At 70.4% G+C, this 25107-nt stretch carries 22 protein-coding genes; 8 read left to right on the top strand and 14 right to left on the bottom strand.

From position 1 onward, the window contains the following. Nucleotides 1–308: 308 nt before the first annotated feature. The 4 genes from secA to OWC43_RS07010 all read left to right on the top strand — a co-directional run bounded on the left by secA (nucleotide 309) and on the right by OWC43_RS07010 (nucleotide 5156). Nucleotides 309–3227 (top strand): preprotein translocase subunit SecA, encoded by a 2919-nt coding sequence (gene secA, locus OWC43_RS07025; RefSeq protein WP_393956166.1) that lies wholly within the window; start codon nucleotides 309–311, stop codon nucleotides 3225–3227. 7 nt (nucleotides 3228–3234) lie between these two features. Then, nucleotides 3235–3672, top strand: coding sequence for a GNAT family N-acetyltransferase (locus OWC43_RS07020; RefSeq protein WP_393956165.1), 438 nt, complete (start codon nucleotides 3235–3237; stop codon nucleotides 3670–3672). Nucleotides 3673–3903: 231 nt separating this feature from the next. Next, a complete protein-coding gene (locus OWC43_RS07015; RefSeq protein WP_393956164.1) occupies nucleotides 3904–4686 on the top strand; it encodes a 4'-phosphopantetheinyl transferase family protein in 783 nt (260 codons plus the stop codon). After that, nucleotides 4683–5156, top strand: a complete 474-nt coding sequence (locus OWC43_RS07010; protein WP_393956163.1) for an NUDIX hydrolase — start codon at nucleotides 4683–4685, stop codon at nucleotides 5154–5156. Before OWC43_RS07015 ends, OWC43_RS07010 begins: the two co-directional genes overlap by 4 nt. A 49-nt stretch (nucleotides 5157–5205) precedes the next feature. Here the strand turns inward: OWC43_RS07010 and OWC43_RS07005 are convergent, their stop codons facing one another. The 10 genes from OWC43_RS07005 to OWC43_RS06960 all read right to left on the bottom strand — a co-directional run bounded on the left by OWC43_RS07005 (nucleotide 5206) and on the right by OWC43_RS06960 (nucleotide 14434). After that, nucleotides 5206–6456, bottom strand: coding sequence for an alpha/beta hydrolase family esterase (locus OWC43_RS07005; RefSeq protein ID WP_393956162.1), 1251 nt, complete (start codon nucleotides 6454–6456; stop codon nucleotides 5206–5208). A gap of 66 nt (nucleotides 6457–6522) precedes the next feature. Then, nucleotides 6523–6963, bottom strand: a complete 441-nt coding sequence (locus OWC43_RS07000; RefSeq protein ID WP_137828961.1) for a CopG family transcriptional regulator — start codon at nucleotides 6961–6963, stop codon at nucleotides 6523–6525. A 103-nt stretch (nucleotides 6964–7066) separates the two neighbouring features. Continuing rightward, complete coding sequence (gene dnaQ, locus OWC43_RS06995; protein WP_393956161.1) at nucleotides 7067–7789, bottom strand: DNA polymerase III subunit epsilon; 723 nt, start codon at nucleotides 7787–7789, stop codon at nucleotides 7067–7069. A gap of 54 nt (nucleotides 7790–7843) precedes the next feature. Next, entirely contained in the window at nucleotides 7844–9187 is a 1344-nt protein-coding gene (locus tag OWC43_RS06990; protein ID WP_393956160.1) for a leucine-rich repeat-containing protein kinase family protein, read from the bottom strand. After that, complete coding sequence (coaE, locus tag OWC43_RS06985; RefSeq protein ID WP_393956159.1) at nucleotides 9184–9831, bottom strand: dephospho-CoA kinase; 648 nt, start codon at nucleotides 9829–9831, stop codon at nucleotides 9184–9186. The genes OWC43_RS06990 and coaE overlap by 4 nt, the downstream gene beginning before the upstream one ends. Next, nucleotides 9828–10664, bottom strand: a complete 837-nt coding sequence (locus tag OWC43_RS06980; protein ID WP_393956158.1) for a shikimate dehydrogenase — start codon at nucleotides 10662–10664, stop codon at nucleotides 9828–9830. Before OWC43_RS06980 ends, coaE begins: the two co-directional genes overlap by 4 nt. Then, nucleotides 10661–11692 (bottom strand): cation diffusion facilitator family transporter, encoded by a 1032-nt coding sequence (locus tag OWC43_RS06975; protein WP_393956157.1) that lies wholly within the window; start codon nucleotides 11690–11692, stop codon nucleotides 10661–10663. The genes OWC43_RS06980 and OWC43_RS06975 overlap by 4 nt, the downstream gene beginning before the upstream one ends. Nucleotides 11693–11730: 38 nt before the next feature. Next, nucleotides 11731–12345, bottom strand: a complete 615-nt coding sequence (locus tag OWC43_RS06970; protein WP_393956156.1) for a Maf family protein — start codon at nucleotides 12343–12345, stop codon at nucleotides 11731–11733. Nucleotides 12346–12461: 116 nt separating this feature from the next. Then, entirely contained in the window at nucleotides 12462–13598 is a 1137-nt protein-coding gene (locus OWC43_RS06965) for a glycosyltransferase family 61 protein (RefSeq protein WP_393956155.1), read from the bottom strand. A gap of 5 nt (nucleotides 13599–13603) precedes the next feature. Beyond that, the gene (locus tag OWC43_RS06960) at nucleotides 13604–14434 is read right to left on the bottom strand and encodes a pyruvate, water dikinase regulatory protein (protein WP_137828953.1); all 831 of its coding nucleotides are present in this window, start codon (nucleotides 14432–14434) and stop codon (nucleotides 13604–13606) included. A gap of 784 nt (nucleotides 14435–15218) precedes the next feature. Here OWC43_RS06960 and hemE point away from each other — a divergent pair. From hemE to OWC43_RS06945, 3 genes are all read left to right on the top strand, one after another. Further along, the gene (gene hemE / locus OWC43_RS06955; protein WP_393956154.1) at nucleotides 15219–16286 is read left to right on the top strand and encodes a uroporphyrinogen decarboxylase; all 1068 of its coding nucleotides are present in this window, start codon (nucleotides 15219–15221) and stop codon (nucleotides 16284–16286) included. 127 nt (nucleotides 16287–16413) lie between these two features. Beyond that, nucleotides 16414–16854 (top strand): protoporphyrinogen oxidase HemJ, encoded by a 441-nt coding sequence (hemJ, locus tag OWC43_RS06950; protein WP_137828951.1) that lies wholly within the window; start codon nucleotides 16414–16416, stop codon nucleotides 16852–16854. A gap of 106 nt (nucleotides 16855–16960) precedes the next feature. Next, nucleotides 16961–17299, top strand: coding sequence for a lysozyme inhibitor LprI family protein (locus OWC43_RS06945; protein ID WP_137828950.1), 339 nt, complete (start codon nucleotides 16961–16963; stop codon nucleotides 17297–17299). An 84-nt stretch (nucleotides 17300–17383) separates the two neighbouring features. Here OWC43_RS06945 and hisG read toward each other — a convergent pair whose 3' ends face one another. From hisG to OWC43_RS06925, 4 genes are all read right to left on the bottom strand, one after another. Next, nucleotides 17384–18361, bottom strand: coding sequence for an ATP phosphoribosyltransferase (hisG, locus tag OWC43_RS06940; protein ID WP_137828949.1), 978 nt, complete (start codon nucleotides 18359–18361; stop codon nucleotides 17384–17386). Continuing rightward, nucleotides 18358–19500: an ATP phosphoribosyltransferase regulatory subunit gene (locus OWC43_RS06935; RefSeq protein ID WP_137828948.1), complete on the bottom strand. Its 1143-nt coding sequence runs from the start codon at nucleotides 19498–19500 to the stop codon at nucleotides 18358–18360. The genes hisG and OWC43_RS06935 overlap by 4 nt, the downstream gene beginning before the upstream one ends. Before the next feature lie 170 nt (nucleotides 19501–19670). Beyond that, nucleotides 19671–20558, bottom strand: a complete 888-nt coding sequence (locus OWC43_RS06930) for a TIGR01459 family HAD-type hydrolase (RefSeq protein WP_393956153.1) — start codon at nucleotides 20556–20558, stop codon at nucleotides 19671–19673. A 113-nt stretch (nucleotides 20559–20671) separates the two neighbouring features. Then, the gene (locus tag OWC43_RS06925; protein WP_171015448.1) at nucleotides 20672–21301 is read right to left on the bottom strand and encodes a TetR/AcrR family transcriptional regulator; all 630 of its coding nucleotides are present in this window, start codon (nucleotides 21299–21301) and stop codon (nucleotides 20672–20674) included. A gap of 331 nt (nucleotides 21302–21632) precedes the next feature. Here OWC43_RS06925 and OWC43_RS06920 point away from each other — a divergent pair, with 331 nt between their 5' ends. Further along, nucleotides 21633–25049 (top strand): acyl-[ACP]--phospholipid O-acyltransferase, encoded by a 3417-nt coding sequence (locus OWC43_RS06920; protein WP_393956152.1) that lies wholly within the window; start codon nucleotides 21633–21635, stop codon nucleotides 25047–25049. Nucleotides 25050–25107: the final 58 nt, after the last annotated feature.

Here is a 25107-nt window from a genome sequence, read left to right as displayed (position 1 = left end):
CGCGCGGGGCTTGATCTTTCGGCACGCGGCGGCTGCCGCAGCGCGCCAGAGGTGGAACCTCTTCCGGTCAAAGGCAAGCGTGGCAGGACACCCGCGCGCGGTCTCGTGACACCGCGGGCTTTTTCGGCCGGGCCCGGCATCGGCGCGTCGGCCGGTCCATTTCAGACCTCACGACGACTCTTCAGCTTCGCCCCGTCACTTCCGGATGCGGGACGCCCTATTTACCTCTATAAGCCCGCCCAACGCGAGGCCGGCGGCGTTCTGACGGAACGCCGCCGCGCGACTTTTTTCAGGACCGTAGGTTCACGATGCTCGGTGCCCTCAAGAAGATTTTCGGCTCGTCCAACGACCGTCGAGTGAAGGGTTTTCGCCCGCGCGTCGCCGCGATCAATGCCCTGGAGCCCGAACTCGCCGCGCTCTCCGACGAGCAGCTGCGTGCCCGGACGCAGGCCTTCCGCGACCAGCTCGCCGCCGGCACGCGCCTCGACGACCTGCTCGTGCCCGCCTTCGCCACGGTCCGCGAGGCGGCCAAGCGCGTCCTCGGGCAGCGCCATTTCGACGTGCAGATGATCGGCGGCATGGTGCTTCACGAATCCGGCATCTCGGAGATGAAAACCGGCGAGGGCAAGACGCTGGTGGCCACGCTTCCGGTCTATCTCAATGCGCTGGAGGGCAAGGGCGTCCACGTCGTCACGGTCAACGACTACCTCGCCTCCCGCGACGCGGAGTGGATGGGCCGGGTCTACCGCTTCCTCGGCATGAGCGTCGGCACCATCGTCCACGGACTCGATGATACGCAGCGCAAGGACGCCTATGCCTGCGACATCACCTACGGCACCAACAACGAATTCGGCTTCGACTATCTTCGCGACAACATGAAGTACGAGCTGTCGCAGATGGCGCAGCGCGGGCACCACTTCGCCATCGTCGACGAGGTCGATTCCATCCTGATCGACGAGGCGCGCACGCCGCTCATCATCTCCGGCCCGGTCGACGACCGCTCGGAACTCTACGTCGCCGTCGACGCGATCATGCCGCAGCTGGTCGCGGAGCATTACGACCTCGACGAGAAGCAGCGCCAGGTCTCGCTGACGGAGGCCGGCAACGAGTTCATCGAGGAGGCCCTGCGCGAGGCCGGCCTTCTCAAGGAGGGCGACCTCTACGACGCCCACAACGTCACCCTCGTCCACCACGTGAACCAGGCCCTGCGCGCCCACACCCTGTTCACGCTCGACAAGGATTACATCGTCAAGAACGACGAAGTCGTGATCATCGACGAGTTCACCGGCCGCATGATGCAGGGCCGGCGCTACTCGGAAGGTCTGCACCAGGCGCTCGAGGCCAAGGAGCGGGTGACGATCCAGCCCGAGAACCAGACCCTCGCCTCGATCACCTTCCAGAACTACTTCCGCCTCTACAAGAAGCTCGCCGGCATGACCGGCACCGCCTCGACCGAGGCGGACGAGTTCGCCGAAATTTACAAGCTCGACGTGGTCGAGATCCCGACCAACAAGGAGATCGAGCGCGTCGACGAGGACGACGAGGTCTACCGTACCGTCGAGGAGAAGTTCGACGCGATCATCAAGGAGATCGACAAGGCGCATAGCCGCCTTCAGCCGGTCCTCGTCGGCACCGGCTCGATCGAGAAGTCGGAAGTGCTGGCCGACCTCCTGCGCAAGGCCGGCTACAAGGCCCTCGATTATTCCGACCCGAACGCCCTCACCGACGTCTACGCCGCCGCCCGTGAGAACCGGGTGACTAAGCGCTTCGCCGTGCTGAACGCCCGCTTCCACGAGCAGGAGGCCTACATCGTGGCCGAGGCCGGCGTGCCGGGCGCCATCACCATCGCGACCAACATGGCCGGCCGCGGCACCGACATCAAACTCGGCGGCAATCTCGAGATGCGCATCGAGAAGGAACTCGGCGGATTGGCCGAGGGCCCCGAGCGCGATGCGGCGATCGAGGCGCTCAAGAAGGAGATCGCCGAGAACCGCGAGAAGGTGCTGGCCTCGGGCGAGCCGGCCGATCCGGAGGCGGGCCGCAAGAAGGCGCTGCCGGGCGGCCTCTACATCCTCGGCACCGAGCGCCACGAGTCGCGGCGCATCGACAACCAGCTTCGCGGCCGCTCCGGCCGCCAGGGCGATCCGGGTCGCTCGAAATTCTACCTGTCCCTCAAGGACGACCTGATGCGCATCTTCGGCTCGGACCGGATGGACGGGATGCTCACCCGCCTCGGCCTGGAGCAGGGCGAGGCGATCATCCATCCCTGGATCAACAAGGCGATCGAGAAGGCGCAGCAGAAGGTCGAGGCGCGCAACTTCGACATGCGCAAGAACGTGCTCAAGTACGACAACGTCATGAACGACCAGCGCAAGGTCGTGTTCGAGCAGCGCCGGGACCTGATGGGCCAGGACAGCGTGCGCGAGACCGTCGACGAGATGCGCCACGGCGTCATCGACGACGTGGTCGCCGTCCACATCCCCGAGAACGCCTATGCCGAGCAGTGGGACGTGGCGGGGCTGAAGGAGCGCAGCCTGGATCTGCTCAATCTCGACCTTCCCGTCGAGGAATGGGCCAAGGAAGAGGGCATCGCCGACGAGGAGATCCGGGAGCGTCTGAAGAAGGCCTCCGACGCCTCCTACGAGGCCCGCGTCGAGAAGAACACGCCCGACGTCATGGCCTATATCGAGAAGCAGGTGGTGCTCCAGACCCTCGACCACCTGTGGCGCGAGCATCTCGTGACGCTCGACCACCTGCGGCAGGTGATCGGTTGGCGCGGCTTCGCCCAGCGCGATCCGCTCAACGAGTACAAGTCGGAGGCGTTCGAACTCTTCAACGGCCTCGTCACGGCGCTCCGCGAGCAGGTGACGGCGCAGCTCGCCCGCGTCGAAATCCTCTATCAGGAGCCCGACGCGCAGGCCGGCGGCGCCTTCGAACAGGCCGGCTTCGGCGGGGCGCAGGCCCTGCCGATGTTCGAGGAGCATCGCGACCCGGCCACCGGCCGCAACGAGATGGATTTCGACGGCACCGGCAGCGATGGCGGCGCGGGCCCGGCCTACGGCTACGCCGCCCGCGAATTGTCGGCGGACGCGGCGGTGTTGGAGCGCGACCCGACCGACACCTCGACCTGGGGCAAGGTCGGCCGCAACGAACTCTGCCCCTGCGGCTCGGGCAAGAAGTTCAAGCATTGCCACGGCCGCTTCGCCAGCGAGACCGGCGAGGCCTGAGGCCGGGATGGCGGGCGAGGGGACGGGTGACCGGGCGGACGAGGCCGTCGTCTACGCGCTGGAGCCGAATCTCGGCGCGGTCGAGTTTCAGGCGGTGCTCGTCGCCTCCGGCCTCGCCCCGCGCCGCCCGGCCGAATCCCTCGACCGGCTCGGCCGGATGCTCGCGGGCTCCGACCTGATCGTCACCGCCCGTCTCGGCGGGCGCCTCGTCGGCGTCGCCCGCACGCTGACCGACTTCGCGTTCTGCGCCTACCTGTCCGACCTCGCGGTTGCCCGCGACGTGCAGGGCCTCGGCATCGGCCAAACGCTGATCGCGGAGACGCGCCGGGCGGCGGGCGCGGAGGCGAGCGTGCTGCTCACCGCCGCGCCGGGCGTCGAGGCCTATTACGACAAGATCGGCATGCCACGGGTGGCGCACGCCTTCCGCTATGACCGGGGGGCGTGAGGGTCTCATTCACCGGCCGCGACGAGGCCAAATCGGGACCAAGTCCAACCATCTCCCATCCACTCCCCTCATCCTGAGGTGCGACGCGAAGCGGAGCCTCGAAGGAGGCCTCCAGCCTGCCGCGCGATCCCTGGAGCCCTCCTTCGAGGCTGCTTCGCAGCACCTCAGGATGAGGGGGTTTGGTCGGAGCGACCGGCAGCCATCGTGATGAGACCGGATTCCGCCGAACCCTTGGGGCCCTTCGTCCGCACCGTACCCCTCACCCTCACCGGCCGAGGCGAGCGCCTGCGCGCGAGCTTGGCGCTGGCCGCCGCTTCCCTGGATTGGCTCGACGCGAACCGCGAGACATTCCTGCATCCGGACGAGGCGGCGCTCGTCACCGACCGGCTGCATGCCCGCCGCCGTCACGGCCTGCTCGCCGGGCGCTTCGCGGCCAAGCAGGCGCTGGCGCGGCTCCATCCCGAGATCGACCCGCGGGCGCTGGCGATCCGGCCCGGCGTGCTGGAACAGCCGGTCCTGTCGGGGGAAGGTCTGCGCAATCTCGGCGTCAGCCTGTCCCATGCCGGGCCGGTGGCGCTGGCGGTCGCCTTTCCCGAGGGCTGCCCGATGGGGATCGACCTCGAATGGGTGCGCGCCGACGCCGTCCCCGTGCTGGCAAGCCAGATGACGGAGGCCGAACGGCGGATGGCCCCCCGCCTCGACGGGTCGGAGGCCGAGGGGCTGATGCGGCTCTGGTGCCTGAAGGAGGCCCTGTCCAAGGCCCTGCGCTGCGGCCTGACCGTTCCCATGGACCTGCTGGCCGTGGCCGGCATCGCGCCCGATCCGCTCGGGCTCTCGGTCACCTTCGCCCATTTCGCCCAGTATCAGGGGATCAGCCTCCTGGCCGGCGAGCTGGCGAGCGCGCTGGTGCTGCCGCGAACCGTCACGCTCACGGTCGAGGCGGCGGACCGGGCGACGTGGCACGACGCGCTCGCCGTGGCCGCGGCGGAATGGCGGGAGGCCGGAAACCGGTGACGATGTGGCGCCCGCCCCAACAGATCCGCGCCACGGTGATCGGGCTGGCATGGCGCGGCGACCGGTTGCTGGCCGCGGAGGTGCGCGACGATGGCGGCCGCCTCATGGGCGTGCGTCCCCTGGGCGGCGGCATCGCCTTCGGCGAGACCCGCGAACAGGCCCTCATTCGGGAGTTCCAAGAGGAACTCGGCTGCGACGTGACGATCACCGGCCCCTGGTCGGTCTTCGAGAACATCTTTCGCCATGAAGGTGCGCTCGGCCACGAGATCGTGTTCGCGGCCGATCTCCGGCTCCACGACGCGACCCTCTACGAGCGCGACGTCATTCTGTTCCGCGAGGATGACGGCGCGCCCTGCACGGCGCGCTGGTTCCGGCCCGACATCCTGGACGCGGGCGTCAGGCTCTATCCCGAGGGCCTTGCGGCCGCGCTCGAAACGCGGCCGCGATTGGGGGCTCCGACTAAGCCGTGAGTGGCCGCTCCGTCGCGGCTTTCGTCCGCCGGGCGCCCTGAACCCGGCCTCAATCTCTCCGGCTCGGCAGACTGTGGCCGAGGAAGAAGTCCAGCATCGCCCGCGAGGCGTCCGGTCCGTTCGGGTCGGTGTAGCTGCCCGTTGCGCTGCCACCGGCCCAGGCATGGCCCGCCCCCTGGATCGACCAGGACTCGACCTGCACCCGGCCGGCCTCGTCGGCGTAGCGGGTGCGCAGGTAGGAATGGCCCGCGCTGCTGCCGCGCTCGGACCGGGGCGTCAGCCCGGCGACACCCGCCTGGGCCAGCACGGCCTCAGCATTGCGCGGGCTGACCGTGCCGTCACCCTCGCCGTGGAAGACGATGGTGGGCACGCGCAGCGACTGCGCGACCGAGCCGGCGCCGAAGCCCGAAGCCCCTCCGGGTGCCTCGGAGCCCGGCGCGCCGACCCGCATGGCCGAGAGCGCCGAGGGCAGATCCCGGGCGCAGCCCGCCGCGAGGCCCGAATGGACGCCGACCGCGGCGAACAGGTCCGGATAGGCCCGGGCGATGTTGGCCGCCGCCGCACCGCCCGCCGAGAGCCCGGCGATGTAGATCCGGCTGCGGTCGATCGGATGCTCGGTGGCGATGGCGCGGGCGAGCCCGGCGATGATGCCCGTCTCACCCATCTCCCGGCCCTGGTCGGCGGGCTCGAACCAGTTCCAGCAGCGCTGGGCATTGGCCCGGCCCGACTGGCGCGGATAGGCCACGTAGATGCCCTCCTCCTCGGCCAGCAGGTTCATGCGGGTGCCGGCCGCGAAATCGTCGGGCGACTGGGTGCAGCCGTGCAGCATCACGACGAGCGGCCGGGGGCCCGGTCGCGGGCTCGGGACGAACAGCTTGTAATCCCGCGCCCCCGCCGCGTTGGTGAAGCTGCGCGCGACGAACTGTCCGCCGTCGGACGACCGGTCAACGGACGGATCTCCCTCGCGCTGCATTCCGCGGCCCTCGCCGCCGGCGAGGCCGTTCAAGGCCGGAGCCAGCGTGCGCAGGCTGCGCATCATCTGGTCGATGCCGTCGCGCAGCCGCTCCGGCAGAACGGCGGCCTGGGCATCGGAATAGCCCTGGGAACGGGGGTCCGCCGCACCGGCCAAACCTTCGAGCCGGGCGGCGATCTCGTTCCTCGCAGTGCCGCCCGCACCCGGCAGCCCGGCGGCACCGAGGCTGCGCTGGATCAAGGCGGCGGCCTCGGCGAGCCGTCCGGCCCGGGTCAGCCGGGTCGCTTCGGCCATATCGGACATCAGGGTCGAGGAATGATCGGTCATGGGGTCTCGCTTTCCGGGTCGGCGACGGGCGCGCGCACGCGCCCGGGTCACGAGGGGGTTGAGGGATCAGCGCAGGCGGTCGGCGAGCGCCCGTTTGACGGCCGGGCTCGCCTGGAGGCTGCCCAGCACTTCGAGGGAGGCGATGGTGGCGCGGGCAAGGTCGGGGGAGACGTCGGCGGCGATCACCGCGAGGCCGAGCACCCGGATGTCGAGGGTGGTGCCCGATGACCGAGCAGCCTCCAGTTCCGCCCGCCCGTAATGCCGCATCCCCAGCTCGACCGCCTTGCGGGCGACCGACTGGCGCGTGATGTCGGCGTGATGGGCGATCTGATTGCGCACCGCAGTGCGAATGAAGTCGCTGCGGTTGGCGTAGGCGCCCTCGGACACGAGCAGATCGACGTGGCCGAGATCGACATAGCCGAGATTGACCGTGATCTTCTCGCTGTCGGCCGCCCGCGTTCCGATCCGGATCGGGGTCTCGTGCCCCATGTCCTCGAGCGCTTCCATCGTCCCGTCCATCCCGCCACCATCCACAGGGATGGTATGGGGTTGATTATGCTGCGCCGCAAGATGAAACGTTTTGCAATGCAGCAATGCGGGCGTGTGACGGTCAAGCCGTCTCGGGGTCGCCGAGGTATTCGCGCCAGACCGCGTTGGTTCCCAGACCCGCGACGAAGGCGGCATGACGCTCGCGCTCGGCGTCGCCGAGGCGGCTGCGGATCGGTCGCGGCCCGACCGGGCCCGCCTCGACGGCCTCGAGGGCGGACGCGGTCTCCACCGGCTCGGCGACGCTGAGGCCGAGACTCGTCTGCTTGCCGCCGAGCAGCTCGACATAGACCTCCGCGAGGATCTGCGCGTCGAGCAGCGCCCCGTGCTTGACCCGGCGCGTGGTGTCGACGCCGTAGCGATTGCACAGGGCATCGAGATTGTTGGCCGCGCCCGGATGCTTGCGGCGAGCCAAGAGCAGCGTGTCGACCACGTCCTCCAGCACGATCTGCGGCGGAGCGGCGGGACCGAGACGCCCGAACTCCATGTTGAGGAAGCCGACATCGAAGGGTGCGTTGTGGATCACCAGCCGCGCATCGCCGCAGAACGCCACGAAGGCATCGACGATGTCCGCGAAGACCGGCTTGCCGGCGAGCATCGCGTCCGAGATGCCGTGAACCGCGAAGGCCCCCTCGGAGACCGCCCGCTGCGGGTTGACGAGTTGGTGAAAGGTCTGGCCGGTCTGGACGTGGTTGATCAGCTCGACGCAGCCGATCTCGATGAGCCGATCGCCGCCCTTGGCGTCGGTGCCGGTGGTCTCGGTGTCGAGGACGATCTCGCGCAGCATGGTGTTCGCACTCGGCCGGAGGGATGCGGATCGAGAGGTTCTAACCCGGAATGGTTACTCGTCCGGACAGGCCTCGCCGATGTGTGCGGAGAGAGCCTGCACCACCTCGGCCATGAGGGGTCGCGCCCCGACATCGGCCTGAATGCAGGCCCGCTCCAAATCTCGCAGCTCGGCGAGGGTCTCTGGATCGCTCGTGCAACAATCGAGCAACTCGCCCAGAAGCAGGCCCCAGGCGCGGGTCTCGATCCTTTGCCAGGCCGCGCCCGCGGGGCCGGGCGGCAACAGGGAGGCGGCACCGAAATCGCTCAGCACCGCCGTGCCCGCCGTCCCGTCCCAGATCGTGTTGTGGGCGTAGAGATCGCCGTGCAGCAGGCCGCGGGCGTGGAGATGGGCCGCGCCCCGCGCGACCGAGCGGGCGATCCGCAGCGCCGCGGGCGGCGGCAGGCGCAGGGCCGGATCGTAGACGTCACGGCTGCAGCTCTTGAGGCTCGGCGGACCGGCGAGCACCCGCCAATCCGCCGGCAGCAGCGGCATCAGCAGGCCCTGCGCGCCGTCCGGGTGATCGACGACCTGCCCGAGCGCTCCGGTCAGGTTCGGATGCTGGCCCGCAGCGAGGCAGGCGGCCATCTCGCGCTCGGGCAGCCCGTCGCTGGTCATGGCCCCCTTGAACAGCTTCACCGCGACGGGGCGAGCGGGTTCCCCCTCCCCCGCCCGCCAGGTCGCCGCCACGATCCGGCCGGAGGCGCCCTCGCCGAGCAGGGCCCCGGGATCCAGCCGTGACCAGGGCACGTCGGGGACCCGGGCCTGCACCGTCCCGCCCTCGGCCGGGTTGCCGGCCCAGGCGATCCAGGCGAGCCGGGGCAAATGCGCGAGCCAAGCCGGCAGCGTCGCGAAGGCATTGGCGGACAGCCGCAGCAATTCGAGGTTTGGCGCGCCCTCGAGCGTGGCCGGCAGCGCGTCGAGCGCGTTGCCGGCCAGCATCAGCTTCTGCAGTTGCGGCCGCGCGCCGAGCGCGTCGGGCAGATGGGTGATCCGGTTGTCGGTCAGGGTGAGCCAGCGCAGCCGCATCGGCAGGGCCTCGCCCGGCACCTCCCGCAGCCCGGTGCCGCGGAAGCCGATCTGGGCCAGTTCGGGGCAATCGCCGAGGACGGGCGGCAACCGATCGAAGCGGTTGCCTGAGCAGAACAGCACCTTCAGCCGACGCAATCGCCCGAACCCGTCGGGGAGAGCCGTCAGCCCGCAGCCGCTGAGATCGAGCCGTTCGAGCGTCTCGACGAGGCCGAACACCTCGTCGGGAAAGGCATCGAGCGGCCCCGTCAGCCGCAGCGCGCGGGCGCCGGCGAGATCGCCCCGGCGGAGGGCCAGGAGGGTCGGGTCGATCGGTGCATTCGCGCTCATCGATTCGAGGCCGGGCCGGCACCGCCCAAACGCGCGATCAGCGCCTCGACCTCGGCCTCGGCCGCCGCGAAGCCGCGGCTCGTGTCGATCACGTGATCGGCCCGTTGCCGCTTCTCGGCATCGGGCATCTGCTTGGCGAGGATCGCGTCGAGGGCGCCTTCCGTCATGCCGGGGCGGGCCAGCACCCGGGCGCGCTGCACCTCGGGGGGCGCCGTGACGACGAGGACCGCGTCGCAGCGCGCTTGGCCCCCCGTCTCGAACAGGAGCGGGATGTCGAGGACGACGAGGCGTTCCGCCGCGTGGCGGTCGAGGAAGGCGCGGGCCTGCGCGCCCACGAGGGGATGGACGATCTGCTCCAGCCGCCGCAGCTTGTCCGGGTCGCCGAGCACGGCCTCGCGCAGGGCCGGGCGATCGACGCCGCCCTCCGCCGTCAGCGTTCCGGGAAAGGCCGCGCCGATCGCCCCCGCAGCCGCGCCGCCCGGCCCGTAGAGGGCGTGGACCGCCGCGTCCGAATCGTGGACCGGCACGCCGCGGACGGTGAACATCGCGGCGGTGGCCGACTTGCCCATGCCGATCGAGCCGGTGAGGCCGAGAACGAACGGCAAGCGCGGTGTCTTGCGCGGGGTCTGCGGGCCGCCGCTCATTTCCCGACGAGGTCCGCGACGATCGTCTCGCGCAGGGCCGGGGTGACCTCGGGGCGCACGCCGAACCATGCGGCAAAGCCCGGCACCGCCTGGTGCAGCAGCATGCCGAGCCCGTCGACCGCGGCGAGGCCGCGGGCGCGGGCGGCGGCCAGCAGCGGTGTCTCGAGGGGCACGTAGACGATATCGGCCACCGCGGCCCGAGCCGGCAGGGCGGCGAGATCGAGGTCGAGCGGTGGATGCCCGACCATGCCGAGCGACGTGGCGTTGATGAGGAGCCCCATTTCTGGGAGTGCCTCGGGCAGGGCGTCCCAGGGCAGCGCCTGCGCCTTCTCCGGATCGAGGGCGGCGAGGGACCGGGCGTTGTCCGGACTGCGGTTGGCGATCTGGACGCGCATCCCCCGCCCGAGCAGCCCGGCGACGATGCCGCGCGCCGCGCCGCCGGCCCCGAGCACCACGGCGCGATGCCCGGCCCGCTCCGGCCAGTCCGCGCCGAGGCTGTGGTCGAGATGGGCGATGAAGCCGAGTCCGTCGGTGTTGTCGCCGACGACCCGGTCGCCCTCGACGACGAGCGTGTTCACCGCCCCGACCCGCTCGGCCCGCTCGGTCAGGGAATCGACGAGGCGGAACGCCGTCTCCTTGTGCGGGATCGTGACGTTGCCGCCGGCGAAGCCGGATCGGGGCAGGGAGCGGATGAAGGCCTCGAGTGCCTCCGGAGGAACGTCGATGCGCTCGTAAGTGCCGTCGATGCCGTGCTCGGCGAGCCAGTGGCCGTGGATCATCGGCGAGCGGGAATGGGCGATGGGATGCCCGATGACGAAGGCTTTCCGGGTCATGCGGTGCAATCCTGGGCCAGGGTGCAGGCGGTGCGACCCTCCAGCTCGATCTGGAGGGTGGTGTGGTGGATGCCGAAGCGCGCGCGCAGAGCCTCCGCCGTCTCCTTCAGGAAACGGCCCTCGGGAATGTCGGCCACGACGAGATGGGCGGTGAGCGCCACCTCGGTGGTGCTCATCGACCAGATATGGAGATCGTGCAGGCCGACCACGCCCGGACGGCCGGCGAGGCAGGCCCGCACCGCCTGCGGATCGATGCGCGGGGGTACGGCGGCGAGCGCCATGCGCAGACTCTCGATCAGCAGACCCCAGGTCGTGACGATGATGAAGGCGGCGATGATCAGGCTCACCACGGGGTCGATCCAGTCGTAGCCGGTGGCGAGGATCGCCAATCCGGCCAGCACCACCCCGAGGGATACGGCGGCGTCCGCCGCCATGTGCAGATAGGCGCCGCGGATGTTGATGTCGTGCTTGCCGCCGGAGGCGAACAGCCAGGCGGTGAAGCCGTTGATGAGGATTCCGATCCCGGCCACCACCATCACGGTCGTCCCCGCCACCGGCGCCGGTGCCAGGAACCGCTGGATCGCCTCGGCGATGATGGCACCCGTCGCCACCAGTAGCGTCACCGCGTTGAACAGGGCGGCGAGGATCGAGGAGCCGCGCAGGCCGTAGGTGAAGCGGGCGGTGGCCGTTCGCTTCACCAGAACCGAGGCGAGCCACGCGGCGGCGAGCCCGAGCACGTCGGAGAGGTTGTGGCCGGCATCCGCCACCAGGGCCATGGAGTTCGACAGGAACCCGTAGGCCGCCTCGACCACCACGAAGCCGACATTCAGCGCGATGCCCAGGGCGAAGGCCCGGCCGAAATCCTTCGGGGCATGGACGTGACCATGCGCATGGCCGTGGCCATGATCGTGATCGTGATCGTGATCGTGATCGTGATCGTGATCGTGGGCATCATCGCGCGCGTGCGAATGCCCGTGCGCCTGATCGTGCCGAGAATCCCGCCGAGTGTCTTGCCGAGAATCTTGCAAGGGACCTTGCAGAGGATCGCGCATGCCGCCGCCCGTTCTCAGAAGGCCAGCAGGCCCATTGCCCTCAATCGTGCCAGCAGCGGCAGCAGCGGCAGACCGAGGATGGTCTCGTGCGCGCCCTCGACCCGCTCGAACAGGTGGATGCCGACGCCCTCCAGCTGATAGGCGCCGACCGACGCCGTGACCGCATCGCCGGCGCATCTCAGGTAGGCGTCGATCCCCGCCTCGTCGAGGGCGCGCATCGTGAGCGATGCCGTCTCGACGAAGCCGTCCTCGGCCTCGCCGTAGATCAGGACCACGGCCGAATGCAGGGCATGGGTCCGGCCCTGGAGACGGGCGAGATGGGCCGCCGCCGCCGCGCGGTCGGCGGGTTTGTGCAGGATCGCGCCGTCGAGTTCGAGCACCTGATCGGCGCCGACCACGATCCGGCCGGGACGACGCCCGGCCACGTCCCGCGCCTTGGCGCGGGCGAGATGGAGCGCCAGGGCCGTGGGCGGGAGGCCGCCGGCTTGGCGCTCCGCCGCCCGCTCGTCGATCGCAGCCGGCACCGCCTCGACGGGCAGAGAGGCCCCCGCCAAGAGATCGCGCCGGGTGCGGCTGCCCGAGGCGAGAACCAGCGGTTCGGCGGGGCGCCAGGGGGAAGCGAGCGTCAAGGCGGGTGGTCTCCGTCAGCGAGGGTCATCGCTTGCCGCGATCGTGCCGTCAGTCCGGTCCGGGCGTCGGCAACCCCCGGTCCATCGGGCGGATCGCCCCGCGATCGCCCGATGCCTCAGCGCAGGCGATGCGCGTCGATCCAGTCGAAGGCGAAGTCGATATCCTGCGGCTGCACCGAGAAGAACCCCTCCCCCGTCCGGGCCGAACCGAACACGTAGCCGCTGGCATGGCCGAGCGCGTGGTCGAGGGAGTTCTGCAGGAAGCCGAGTTCGGTCCCGTTGTCGCGGAACGACACGACGGTCGCACCGGGGGGGGCGAACAGCGAGCCGTGCAGCCCCGAGCCGTACTCGCCGACGAGGACGTCGGCCGAGCGGAACAGGGCGACCTGCTCCGGCACGCTCAGACCTTCGGGCCGCACGATCTCGAAACCGCGCGCCCGAGCGCCCGCCTCCAGCTCCGCCCGCTCCGTCAGGGTGCGGCGATTGTGCGTGTCGGCATTGTCCGACCGGGAGATCAGGAGCCTGCGCAAAGCGGGCCGTGCCCGGCCGCTCCGGCCGAGGCGCCAGCCCGGGCGGGATCGGGGCGTGACGCGGTCGAGCAGGAAGCGGGCGGCCTCGCGCATCAGCGGCGAGGCGCGGCCGATGAAGCGCAGGGCCGTCGGCACGAGCAGCCGGCGGCAGGCGACGCGGTCGCGCTCGCGGTCGTAGGCGACGATCCGGTCCGCGCCGATCCCCAGGAGCCCCAGCCAGGTCCGGGCGAAGGCCGGTGTGTCGGCCGGCAGCAGGTAGCGCAGCCGCGCGATGTCGTGGCCGGCCCGGTGGAGCAGGAACAGCTTGGGCAGGAAATCCACCAGCCAGTGCCCGTACATGTGATGGCCGGGGCCCGCGAGCAGCACGACCGGATCCGCCATGCTCACCGGCCGCAGGCCGGACCGGCGCGCCGCGAGCGTCCGGAAGCGGGCCTCGCTGTCGACCGGGAAGATGTTGAGCTGCCCGCAATACTGGACCGCGCCGTCGAGGAAGAGGACTCCCTCGGCGGCCACCTCGGCATCGGTCACCTCGTACAGGCTGGCGCCGAGCACCACGGTCTGCCCGAAATAGTCGCGCAGCAGCCCGGCATGGATCGCCCCGATCATCAGGTCCGGCGGCGGCATTCGTGCACGGGAGGACAGGCTGAGATCCGTGAGCCGGCCGCGTCCGGCCGCGACGGCGTCGCGCAGCTCGCCAGCGGCAAAGCCCGTCTCGTCGGGCATCGGCATCAGGTGGCGATGAATTTCAGGCGGTGCTCGCGGTAGAGGTCGAGGATCGCGGCGGCCGTCTCCTCGATGGACCGGCGGGTCACGTCGATCGTCGGCCAGCGATACTTGGCGCAGAGCCGGCGCGAGGCGGTGATCTCGTCGGCAACCGCCTCGCGATCGACGTAGGAGGAATTGTCGTCCGCCTTCAGGCTGAGCAGGCGGTTCTGCCGGATTTGGACGATGCGCTCGGGGCTGGCGATCAGGCCGACGATCAGGGCCTTGCGGACCCGGTCGAAGCTCGGCGGCAGGGGCATCGACGGCACGAGAGGGAGATTGGCGGTCTTGAGGCCGCGATTGGCGAGGTAGATCGAGGTCGGCGTCTTCGAGGTGCGGCTGACGCCGACCAGGACCACGTCCGCCTCGTCGAGGTCGTCGGGCAGATTGCCGTCGTCGTGGGCCAGCGTGAAGTTCATCGCGTCGATGCGCTTGAAGTACTCGGCGTTGAGCATGTGCTGGGCGCCGGGCCGCTCGGTCGAGGTCGCGCCGAGATAGGAGCGCAGGAGCGCGTGCACCGGCTGGAGCACGTTGAGCGTCGGCGAGCCGGTCTCCCGACAGGCCTCCTCCAGCCGCTCGGTCAATTCGTGACCGACCAGCGTATAGAGCACGAGGCCGGGCGCCGCCTTGATCTCGGAGATCACCCGTTCGAGCTGCGGGCTCGAGCGCACCAGCGGATAGACGTGCTCGATCGCCGAGATGCCCTCGTACTGCACCGCCGCGGCACGCCCGACATTGATCAGGGTCTCGCCGGTGGAATCGGAGACGAGATGGAGGTGGAAGTAACTGCGGCTCATCGCGAGAGGATCGACTTTCGATGACGCATCCGGGGCCGCCGAAGCGGCCCGCTCTGCGATGCTTAGAGGCGCGCGGGCCCGCAGGGAAGCCGGACCGTTCCGATGAGCCTCGGATCTGGGCTTGAGCGAGGATGCACCGCCTTCATCCGAACCCGGCGATCCACCCCGCCCCGTCATCTCGGGGCCGCGCAGCGGAACCCCGGATCCACGACCAGGCGCGAGGCTCCGTGAAGCGGCGCATCGCGGGTGGGTTCCGGGTTCGCCTGCGGCGCCCCGGAATGACCGCGACGGGGGCTGTCCGGATGATCGATGTCACAGAAAACGAGTGTGATTCGAATGGATTACCGAGTCCGAACCACGGGTCTGTCCCCAGCAGCCCCGGCAGGAGTCGATGGATGGGGATAAGCCGGCTTCGAACCGGGCCGACTCCCGGGCGGGCGGGAACTTGTCGACTCCGCCCTCAACACGGCGTCCGGCATGGCTTGCCGGAATCGGCCGAATGGGAGAATCCGGGACCGTCGGCCGCAGGCGGCCACACTCGGGCTCACAAGCTCCTGGCAAGCTTGGCCTATCCGGGAGATTAGAGGCAATCCGTTAAGAGCCGATTAACGCCGCGGCTGTGGGGAGGGCCTGTGGACGCGCTTGCGGCACCACGATCCAACGTCCAAGAGAAAAAACAGAGAGTCTAGAATCTCTCTTTCTTTAAGAAGGGCCGGGTTGGGGACGGCGAGGGCCGAGCCCTCTCCGGTTCGCCGAAACGGTATCCGAGCGGGCGGGAGACGGCATGGCGGACGCGACGATGGACAGGCCGGTTCTGCGCGTGCTCTCCGGCGAGGCGATCTCGCCACCGCCTGCCTGGATGATGCGCCAAGCCGGACGCTACCTGCCGGAATACCGGGCGACCCGGGCCGAGGCCGGTTCCTTCCTCGATCTCTGCTACAATCCGGCTTTCGCCACCGAGGTGACGCTTCAGCCGATCCGCCGCTTCGGCTTCGAGGCGTCGATCCTGTTCTCCGACATCCTCGTGGTGCCTCACGCGCTCGGCCAGGACGTGCGCTTCGTGGAGGGCGAAGGTCCGCGCCTCGACGCCCTCGAAGGCCGGGCCCAGTTCGAGCGCCTGCGCGAGGCCGGCGATCCCGCGATCTTTTCCCACCTCGCGCCGGTTTTCGAGGCGGTCACGCGCATCCGGGGGGCCCTGCCCCACGAGACGACGCTGCTCGGCTTCTGCGGCGCGCCCTGGACGGTGGCGAGCTACATGATCGGCGGACGCGGCACGCCCGACCTCGCCCCGGCCCGCGCGCTGGCCGCCGCCGATCCGGCGCTTCTCGACGCGCTTCTCGATCGGCTGGTCACGGTCCAGACCGAGTATCTCGTCCGCCAGTTCCGCGCCGGCGTGGATGCGGTGCAGATCTTCGAGTCCCATGCCGGCGTGCTGCCCGAGTCGCCCGACGGCGACGCGCTCAAGCGCTTCTCCCTCGGCCCCATCGCCCGCATGGTCGAAGGCATTCGGGCTCAAGTTCCGCAGGCGAAGATCATCGTGTTCGCCCGCGGCTCGGGCCTCGACGGCCATGCCCGCGTCGTTCCGGAGACCGGGGCCGACGCGGTCGGCGTCGATTGGGGCGTCGATCTCGCGGCGCTCCGCGCCCGCATTCCGGCCACCACCGTCACCCAGGGCAACCTGCATCCCGAGACGCTGATCGAGGGGGGCGACAAGCTCGACGCCGCGGTCGACGGGATCCTGGAGGCGACGGCGGGCCGGCCGCACATCTTCAATCTCGGCCACGGCATCACCCCGCAGACGCCGGTCGCCCATGTCGAGCGGATGCTGGCGCGCCTGCGCGCGGGCCGCTGAGTCCGATCGACGCTGCACGGAGAGGCTGGCGGATTCCCGCCGGCCGCGTTCACCCGATCCGCGGATCGGGAGCCATGCGGGTCGAGACGAGTTTTTCCGCGTTGCGTAATCAGGAGCACACCGCCCGGTGACCGAAACCCTGTACCCCTGGATCAAGGCCTTTCACGTCGTCGCGGTGATCGCCTGGATGGCGGCGATGCTCTACCTGCCGCGCCTGTTCGTCTATCACGCCGGCCTCCCGGCGGGCTCGCGGGTGCAGTCCGAGACCTTCAAGGTGATGGAGCGGCGGCTCCTCAAGGCGATCATGACGCCGGCCCTGATCGCGACGTGGCTGCTCGGCCTCTGGCTCGCGTGGCAGAGCGGCTACTACGCCGCGCCCTGGCTGCACGCGAAGTTCGCCCTGGTGATCGCCATGAGCGGCGTCCACGGCTTCCTCTCCCGCGCGGTCAAGGACTTCGCCGCCGACCGCAACACCCGCAGCCAGCGCTTCTACCGGATCATCAACGAGGTGCCGACGGTCCTGATGATCCTCATCGTCATCCTGGCGATCGTGAAGCCGTGGTCGTGAGTTTTTGAACACGGCGCGCGGCCGAATCGTCCGGCCCGGCGGCACCGCCGGGCCGCTCGCGGGTTGACGGCTCAAGCGTGGCCGTTCGCCACCGGGAGACCTTTCGATGCGCGCGCCGATCCTCGCCCTGATGCTGAGTCTCGTGGCCGGCCCGGCCTTCGCCGCGAGCTTTCCCTGCGCCAAGGCCGAGACGCCGGACGAGCGCGCGGTCTGCGACACCCGCGCCCTCAACGACCTCGATGTCGAGATGGGCGTGCGCTTCGACATCCTCAAAGACCTGCTGCCGATGGGCAACCGCACCAAGATGCAGGAGGACCAGGAAACGTGGCTCGCGGATCGCCGCGCCTGCAAGGCGGACGTGGCTTGTCTGACGGCGGCCTACGAGAGCCGGCTGAAGATCCTCCGCAGCGTGCTGTCGGAATTCGCCAAGCAGGGCGGGCAGTAGCCCGGCACACCGCGTCATCCGATCCGAAGCCCCCACCCTGAGGTGCCGCGAAGCGGCCTCAGGATGAAGGGTGGGGAGACGCCGTCAGAGGCGTGCCAGCAGCCGCTCCGCCAGCGGGTTCTCCGCCTGGAACGCGTAGTCGATCCGGCGCACGGTCACCGCCCGCGCCCCGGCCTGGACCAGCGCGTCGGAGAGGTCGAACACGGCATCGGCCGGACAGCGCAGGACGATCTCGCCGTCGGCGCCGCGCGGGGCGCCGTAGGGCAGCTCGGCCTCGTGCAGGCCGGCGATGGTGGCCAGATCGATCGCACCGGATTCGGGCAGGCCGGCGCGCACCTCCCGTGTCGTGCGAGCCCGCTCTTCCGCCGCGATGCGGCCCAGCACGGTGCGGAGCGCCCCGCGGGCGGTCTCGCCCCAGGACGCGGTGAGCGAGGCCACCAGATTGGCCTCCGAGCGCAGCATCACCCCGTCGTCGAGGATCTTGAGGGCGTTGGCCGCGAGGGTCGCGCCGGTGGTGGTGATGTCGACGATGATCTCCGCCGAACCGGAAGCGGGCGCGCCTTCGGTGGCGCCCAGGCTCTCGACGATGCGGTAATCGGCGATGCCGGCCTCGGCGAAGAAGCGGCGGGTCAGGTTCACGTATTTCGTGGCGATGCGCAGCCGCTTGCCCTGGCGCAGGCGCATCTCGCTCGCGACCTCGTCGAGATCGCTCATGGCGCGCACGTCGATCCAGGCCTGCGGCACCGCCACCACGACGCTGGCATGGCCGAAGCCCAGCGGCGTCAGCAATTCCACGCGGGAGGACGGGTCGGGCAGCGTCTCGCGGATCAGGTCCTCGCCGGTGACCCCGAGATGGGCGGTGCCGCTCGCGAGCTGGCCGGCGATCTCGGAGGCCGAGAGGTACCGCACCTCGACGCCCGGAACGCCGGCGAGCGTGCCGCGATACTCGCGCCCGCCCGCCTTCTGGACGAGCTTGAGGCCTGCCCGGGAGAAGAAGGCGGTCGCGTTCTCCTGAAGCCGGCCCTTGGAGGGAACGGCCAGAACCAGGGGCTGCTCGCTCATGCCGAGGCTCCTTCCGCACACCGGGACAGCCAGAAGGCGCAGCCGACCGCCGGCAGCGGCACGGGGCTGCCGAGTTGCTGCAGCAGGCCGTCGTAGCGTCCGCCGCCGACGAGCGTCGGGCCGCCGGCCTCTGCCGTCACCTCGAAGATGAAGCCGGTGTAATAGTCGAGATTGCGCGCGAAGCCGCCGGAGAAGCGGAACCGCTCGATCGGCAGGCCGCGCGCCGCCATGAAGCCGGTGCGCTCCTCGAACAGGCTCAGCGCAGCCTCCAGCCCGGCATGCTCCAGCCCCGCCTCGCGGGCGAGGGCGCGGACAGAGGCCGCCGCGGCGTCCGGGTCGCCGCTGATGGCGCAGTAGCGCTCGATCACCGCGCGGTTGCCCGCGTTCAGACCCGCCCCGCCCTGCGCCTGCGCGGCGGCGCGCGCGAGGAAACGCTCGGCGATGGCGCCCGCGCTGCGCCCGCCGACCTGCGAGATGCCGGCGATCGACAGAACGTCCTCGACGAAGCCGCGCACGGCGCCGGCATCCTGGCCCTGGATCGCGGCGAGGAGGCCCGCATGCGGATCCTCGGTCTGGGCATTGTTGGCGACCTCGGCGAGCGGCCGGCCGGCGGCGATCGCCCGCAGGGTCCGGCGCTTGGCGACCGGCGGGACCTGAAGCGCGTCGAGGAAGGCGTGGGTGAGCCCCATATCGCCGAGCCGCACCGCGGTCTCGGTGCGCCCGAGCAGGTCGAGCCCTTCGAGGGCGAGGCCGATCACCTCGGCGTCGGCGGCGGGGGTGTCGGTGCGCCCGATCGACTCGATGCCGCCCTGCACGAATTCGTCGGGCTCCCCGGCGGCCAGCCGGAAGACCGGGCCGAGATAGCTGTAATCGGCCGTCTCCCCGGGCCTCTGCGCCTGGTGCAGGCGGCAGACCGGAATCGTGAATTCCGGCCGCAGGCAGAGCTCGGCGCCGGTCGAATCCTGGGTCACGAAGATGCGGCGGCGGATGTCCTCGCCCGAGAGTTCGAGGAAGGGTTCCACCGGCTGCAGCACCGGCGGCGAGGCCGGCACGTAGCCGCAGGCCGCGAAATGCGCTCGCAGCCGCTCGTGGCGCACGGCTTCCGCCCCGCTGGGTCCGCCTGCCTCCGGTCTCGTCATGGGTCCTCGGTCCCGCTTGGATCCGAGCCCCCATAGCAACCGCCCGCCCTGTTGGCGACCTGTGGATCAACCGGGGGACCGGCTTTTGACTGCGCAGGGATAACGGCCGGAGATCTTGGGCCGCGTCGCCTGTGTCCCGAAAGCCGGCGGCCACGTTTCGGGCCGATGCTCTACCAGGTCAGCCGCTCGATCACGGCATCGGGCCGCACCGGCTGTGCGGCGAGCCATTCGGCGATGTCGCCGAGGCTGTGGTGGTCGGCGGTGACGCCGAGTTCCTCGGCGTGGATGCCGCGGGCCACGAGGATCGAGGGGATGCCGTAGCCCGACGCTCCGGCGATGTCGGTGCGGATCGCGTCGCCCACCGCGACGGTGCGGGCGATCTCGGGCGGGTGCGTCCCGTCGAGCTCGCCCGCCATGGCGAGCGCCGTCTCGTAGACCGGGCGGTACGGCTTGCCGGCATAGACCACCGCGCCGCCGATCGCCTCGTAGGCCTGGGCGATCAGGCCGGCGCAGGGGATGAGTTTTTTGTCGCGCTCGACCACGAGATCGGGATTGGCGCAGATCATCGGCACGTCGCGGGCCCGGAACTCCGCCAGGGTCTCGCGGTAATCCTCGGCGGTCTCGGTGTCGTCGTCGAACAGGCCGGTGCAGACGACGCGTTGCGCCTCGTGGCCGGGGACCAGCGTCAGGTCGAGCCCGTCGAAGATCGGCGCGTCGCGCTCCGGCCCCAGATGGTGCACCCGCTCGCCGGGATGCTCGGCGATCAGCCGCCGGGTCAGATCGCCGGAGGTGAGGATCGCGTCGTAGGCCTCCCGCGGCACGCCGTAGCCGTCGAGAATTGTCTGCACGCCCGGCCAGGGACGCGGCGCGTTCGAGACGAGGATCACCCGCCGCGCCCGCGGCCCCGGCAAGGCTCGGAACCGGATCAACGCCTCGCCCGCCGCGACATGGGCGCGGCGCCCGTCATGCAGCACGCCCCAGACATCGCAGAGGATCAGGTCGTAGCGCTCGGCCACCGCCTCGAAGTGGCGAAGCGTCGGGACGGGGGGCTGGGTCATGAGGGGACGATCCGGTCAGCGGGACGATTGCGGGCTCTATACCGGTCTTCGTGCCGCGCTGAAGGCCGCTGCAACGCATCTCTCCCACGTCGTCGCGGCGAAAGCCTGAATTCTCACCCCAGAAACCGTCCGACCAGCAGCCGCGCCAGTTCGCGCGGCGCGTCGGGCGTCAGCACCGCGAGCTTGCCCGAGGTCGAGAGCGAGGCGAGTCCGTGCAGGGCCGCCCACAGGGCCGCCACCGCCCGGCGCCGCTCCGCCGGCTCGGCGATCAGCGGCGCCAGCACCGCATCGACGCGGCCGACCGGCCGCGCCAGCGCCGCCGCGTACCAGTCCGGGAACGGCTGATCGGGCGCGGCGAGATGCTCGAACAGCAGGCTCCAGACCCGCGGATCGGCGGCCACGAACACGAGATAGGCATCGGCCAGGGCCAGGGCATTGTCCCGCGGGGGCCGGCGGGGATCGATGACGGCTTCCAATGCCCCGTGCAGGCGTTCCAGCGTGCGGGCATTGACCCGCAGCACCACCTGATCGAGGTCGCCGACGGCGTTGTAGATCGAGTTCGGCGCGTAGCCGATGGTGCTTGCCAGCCGCCGCATCCCGAGCGCGCGGAAGCCCTCGTGCCGCACGAGACTTTCGGCGGCGCTCGCCACGAGCGCGACGAAGCCGTCCCGGTCGTGCTCGCCCCGCGGCCCGCTGCTGCGGACGGCCCTTTTGCGAGGGGGCGGTGCCGGTTGATCCTGCATCGTGGTCGGAAAGGCTCGTCGGCAAGGCCCCTCCCACCCATTCCCCTCATCCTGAGGTGCGGAGCGCAGCGTAGCCTCGAAGGAGGGCTCCAGAGATCGCGCGATCCACTGGAGCCCTCCTTCGAAGCTGCTTCGCAGCACTTCAGGATGAGGGTGTGGGTGGGAAAAGCCGAAAACGTGCGGGCTCGCACGCCCGGCGGCGATAGATTGCACGTTGTGCAAAATCAACCTTGCGGGCGGACCGTGCCCAGATAATTTGAACATCGTGCAAAGGCTCGATTTGACGCCCCGCCCGTCGGCGGGCAGTCATGCCGGAAGCCGGGAGACCACGATGTTCCGCACGCTGATGACGACGCGGCGTTTCGCGCCGCTGTTCTGGTGCCAGTTCTTCTCCGCGTTCAACGACAATTTCCTCAAGAACGCGCTCGCGTTGCTGATCCTGTTCCAGGTCAATGCCGAGAGCGGGGAGAAGGGCAGCGTGCTGGTGACGCTGGCGAGCGCCGTGTTCGTCGGCCCGTTCTTCATCCTGTCGGGCCTCGGCGGCCAGCTCGCCGACCGCTACGACAAGGCGCTGCTGGCCCGCCGCCTGAAATTCGTGGAGATCTTCGCCGCCCTGCTCTCGGTGCTGGGCTTCTGGCTGCATTCGGTGCCGTTGCTGTTCGGCGCGCTCGGCCTGTTCGGCATCATCGCGGCCCTGTTCGGGCCGATCAAGTACGGCATCCTGCCCGACCACCTGCGGCGCGAGGAACTGACCGCGGGCAACGCGCTGGTCGAGGCCGCGACCTTCCTCGCCATCCTGCTCGGCACCATCACGGCGGGGCTCGCCATGGCCATGGGCGGCCACGCGCTGGGGCTCGGCGCCGGGCTGCTCGGCATGGCGGTCCTGTGCTGGCTCGCCGCCCGGGCGATCCCGAAGACCGGAGAGGGCGCGCCCGACCTGCGGGTCGATCCGAACATCGCCCGCTCCACCGCCGACCTCCTCAAGGATCTGTGGTCCGACACGCGGCTGTGGCGCGGCTCGGTGATCGTGAGCTGGTTCTGGCTGGTCGGCGTCGTCGTGCTCTCGCTGCTGCCGACGCTGGTCCGGCAGACCCTCAACGGCACCGAGATCGTCGCGACCACCCTGCTCGCCATATTCTCCGTCGGCATCGCGGTCGGTTCGGGCCTCGCCTCCTGGCTCGCCAGCGGGCGCATCGTGCTCCTGCCCACGCCCGTCGGCGCGGTGCTGATGGGCCTGTTCGGGCTCGATCTCGCCTGGGCGGTCTCGCACGTGCCCCCGCCCGGGGCCGAGCCCATCGGCGCCCTCGACTTCATCACGAGTGGCTCGGGCCTGCGCATCGCCCTCGACTTCGCCGGGCTCGCCGTGGCGGGCGGCCTCTATGTCGTGCCCTCCTTCGCCGCGGTGCAGGCCTGGACCGAGAAGGCCAAGCGCGCCCGCGTCATCGGCGCGGTCAACGTGCTCACCGCCGCCTTCATGGTCGGCGGCACGCTGGGGCTCGCCATCCTCCAGGCCGCGGGCCTCTCGATGGCGCAGCTCCTCGTGCTGGTGGCGGTGCTGAACCTCATCGCCGGCGCCGTCATTCTCAAGACCCTGCCGACGAACCCGCTGCGCGACGCGCTCTCGATCCTGTTCCGCGCGATCTACCGCCTGGAGGTGAAGGGGCTGGAGAATGTCGAGAAGGCGGGGCCGAACGCGATCGTGGCGTTGAACCACGTCTCCTTCCTCGACGCGCCGCTGGCGCTCTCGCTGCTCGATCACGACCCGGTCTTCGCCATCGATCACGGCATCGCGCAGCGCTGGTGGGTGAAGCCGTTCCTCAGCGTCGCCAAGGCGATGCCCCTCGATCCGACCCGGCCGCTCGCGACGCGCACCCTCATCAACGCGGTCAAATCCGGCGAGACGCTGATCATCTTTCCCGAGGGCCGGCTCACCGTCACCGGCAGTCTGATGAAGGTCTATGACGGCGCGGGGCTGATCGCCGACAAGTCCGGCGCCATGGTGGTGCCGGTGAAGATCGACGGGCCGGAGCGCACGGTCTTCTCGCGGTTGAAGCGCGATCAGGTGCGCCGGGCGTGGTGGCCCAAGATCACCGTGACGATCATGCCGCCGGTGCGGCTCACGGTCGATCCGGCCCTCAAGGGCAAGAACCGCCGCCGCGCCGCGGGGGCCGCCCTCTACGACATCATGTCGGACCTCGTGTTCGAGACCGCCGACATCGAGCGCGGCGTCTTCGCCGCCCTCATCGAGGCCGGCGAGCGCCACGGCTGGCGCCGTACCGCCCTGGAGGACCCTGTCACCGGCACGATGCGCTATTCGCGCCTCGTGATGGGCGCCAACATCCTCGGCCGAAAGCTGCAGGCGCTCCTGCCGGACGCGAAGAAGCCGGTCGGGCTGATGCTGCCCAACGCCAACGGCGCGGCGGTGACCTTCTTCGCGCTCGCCAGCGCGGGCCGCGTGCCGGCGATGATCAACTTCTCCGCCGGGCCGGCGGCTGTCCTCTCGGCCTGCAAGGCGGCGCAGGTCGACACGATCCTGACCTCCCGCGCCTTCATCGAGAAGGGCCGTCTCGGCGCGCTCATCGACGGGATCAAGGATTCCGTGCGCCTGATCTACCTGGAGGACGTGCGGGCGAGCGTCGGCACCGGCGACAAGATCCGGGGCTTCCTGAGCCCCCGCCGCCCGCTCGTCGAGCGCCGGGGCGCGGATCCGGCCGCGATCCTGTTCACCTCGGGCTCGGAGGGCACGCCGAAGGGGGTGGTGCTGGCCCATCGCGCCATGCTCGCCAACACCGCCCAGGTCGCCGCGCGGATCGATTTCGGGCCGCGCGACAAGGTGTTCAACGTGCTGCCCGTCTTCCACGCCTTCGGTCTGACGGCGGGCCTCGTGCTGCCGCTGGTCTCCGGCGTGCCGGTCTACCTCTATCCCTCGCCCCTGCACTACCGGATCGTGCCCGAACTCATCTACGGCTCGAACGCCACCGTCCTGTTCGGCACCGACACCTTCCTTACCGGCTATGCCAGGATGGCCCATTCCTACGATCTGCGCTCCCTGCGCTACGTCGTGGCCGGTGCCGAGCCGGTGAAGCAGACGACCCGCAAGACCTGGGCGGAGAAGTTCGGCCTGCGCATCCTGGAGGGCTACGGCGTCACCGAATGCGGGCCGGTGCTCGCCCTCAACACGCCGATGTTCAACCGCTTCGGCACGGTCGGCCGGCTCCTGCCGGGCATCGAATCGCGGCTGGAGCCGGTGCCGGGCATCGACGAGGGCGGGCGCCTCTCCGTGCGCGGCCCCAACATCATGCTGGGCTATCTGCGCGCCGAGAAACCCGGCCAGCTCGAACCGCCGCCGGAGGGGTGGCACGACACCGGCGACATCGTCCGGCTCGACGCCGACGGCTTCATCACCATCCAGGGCCGGGCCAAGCGCTTCGCCAAGATCGCGGGGGAGATGGTCTCGCTGGCCGGCGTCGAGGCCCTGGCGGCCGAACTCTGGCCCGACGCCCCGAGCGCGGTCGCGGCGGTGGCCGATGCCCGCAAGGGCGAGCGCCTGATCCTGTTCACCGAAGCGAAGGGCGCCACCCGCGCGGCCTACCAGACCTTCGCCAAGGGCCGCGGCGCCTCCGATCTCGCCATCCCCGCCGAGGTGGTGGTGCTGGAGACGCTGCCGATGCTGGGCACCGGCAAGGTCGATCAGGTGGGCGTGACGAAGCTGGCGAAGGAGCGAGCGGCGACGGCGGAGGCGGCGTGAGGATACGAGAACCAGCGGAAAGGTCGTTGTCAGGATAGCACTGGGTGCTATCTTACCG

It is taken from the genome of Methylorubrum sp. POS3 (assembly GCF_043352485.1).
GTDB classification, from domain to species: domain Bacteria; phylum Pseudomonadota; class Alphaproteobacteria; order Rhizobiales; family Beijerinckiaceae; genus Methylobacterium; species Methylobacterium suomiense.
The sequence above is the reverse complement of the archived record's forward strand: the minus strand, read 5'-3'. Positions and strand labels throughout refer to the sequence as shown.

Coding starts and splice junctions, on each gene's coding strand:
- OWC43_RS06980 (WP_393956158.1), bottom strand. CDS start 10,664: ATGACCCGGAAAGCCTTCGTCATCGGGCATCCCATCGCCCATTCCCGC.
- OWC43_RS06920 (WP_393956152.1), top strand. CDS start 21,633: ATGTTCCGCACGCTGATGACGACGCGGCGTTTCGCGCCGCTGTTCTGG.
- dnaQ (WP_393956161.1), bottom strand. CDS start 7,789: ATGCTGCGCGAGATCGTCCTCGACACCGAGACCACCGGCACCGACGCC.
- OWC43_RS06930 (WP_393956153.1), bottom strand. CDS start 20,558: ATGACCCAGCCCCCCGTCCCGACGCTTCGCCACTTCGAGGCGGTGGCC.
- OWC43_RS07000 (WP_137828961.1), bottom strand. CDS start 6,963: ATGGAAGCGCTCGAGGACATGGGGCACGAGACCCCGATCCGGATCGGA.
- OWC43_RS06965 (WP_393956155.1), bottom strand. CDS start 13,598: ATGCCCGACGAGACGGGCTTTGCCGCTGGCGAGCTGCGCGACGCCGTC.
- OWC43_RS06945 (WP_137828950.1), top strand. CDS start 16,961: ATGCGCGCGCCGATCCTCGCCCTGATGCTGAGTCTCGTGGCCGGCCCG.
- OWC43_RS07020 (WP_393956165.1), top strand. CDS start 3,235: ATGGCGGGCGAGGGGACGGGTGACCGGGCGGACGAGGCCGTCGTCTAC.
- hemE (WP_393956154.1), top strand. CDS start 15,219: ATGGCGGACGCGACGATGGACAGGCCGGTTCTGCGCGTGCTCTCCGGC.
- OWC43_RS06990 (WP_393956160.1), bottom strand. CDS start 9,187: ATGAGCGCGAATGCACCGATCGACCCGACCCTCCTGGCCCTCCGCCGG.
- OWC43_RS06925 (WP_171015448.1), bottom strand. CDS start 21,301: ATGCAGGATCAACCGGCACCGCCCCCTCGCAAAAGGGCCGTCCGCAGC.
- OWC43_RS06935 (WP_137828948.1), bottom strand. CDS start 19,500: ATGACGAGACCGGAGGCAGGCGGACCCAGCGGGGCGGAAGCCGTGCGC.
- coaE (WP_393956159.1), bottom strand. CDS start 9,831: ATGAGCGGCGGCCCGCAGACCCCGCGCAAGACACCGCGCTTGCCGTTC.
- secA (WP_393956166.1), top strand. CDS start 309: ATGCTCGGTGCCCTCAAGAAGATTTTCGGCTCGTCCAACGACCGTCGA.
- OWC43_RS06960 (WP_137828953.1), bottom strand. CDS start 14,434: ATGAGCCGCAGTTACTTCCACCTCCATCTCGTCTCCGATTCCACCGGC.
- hisG (WP_137828949.1), bottom strand. CDS start 18,361: ATGAGCGAGCAGCCCCTGGTTCTGGCCGTTCCCTCCAAGGGCCGGCTT.
- OWC43_RS07005 (WP_393956162.1), bottom strand. CDS start 6,456: ATGACCGATCATTCCTCGACCCTGATGTCCGATATGGCCGAAGCGACC.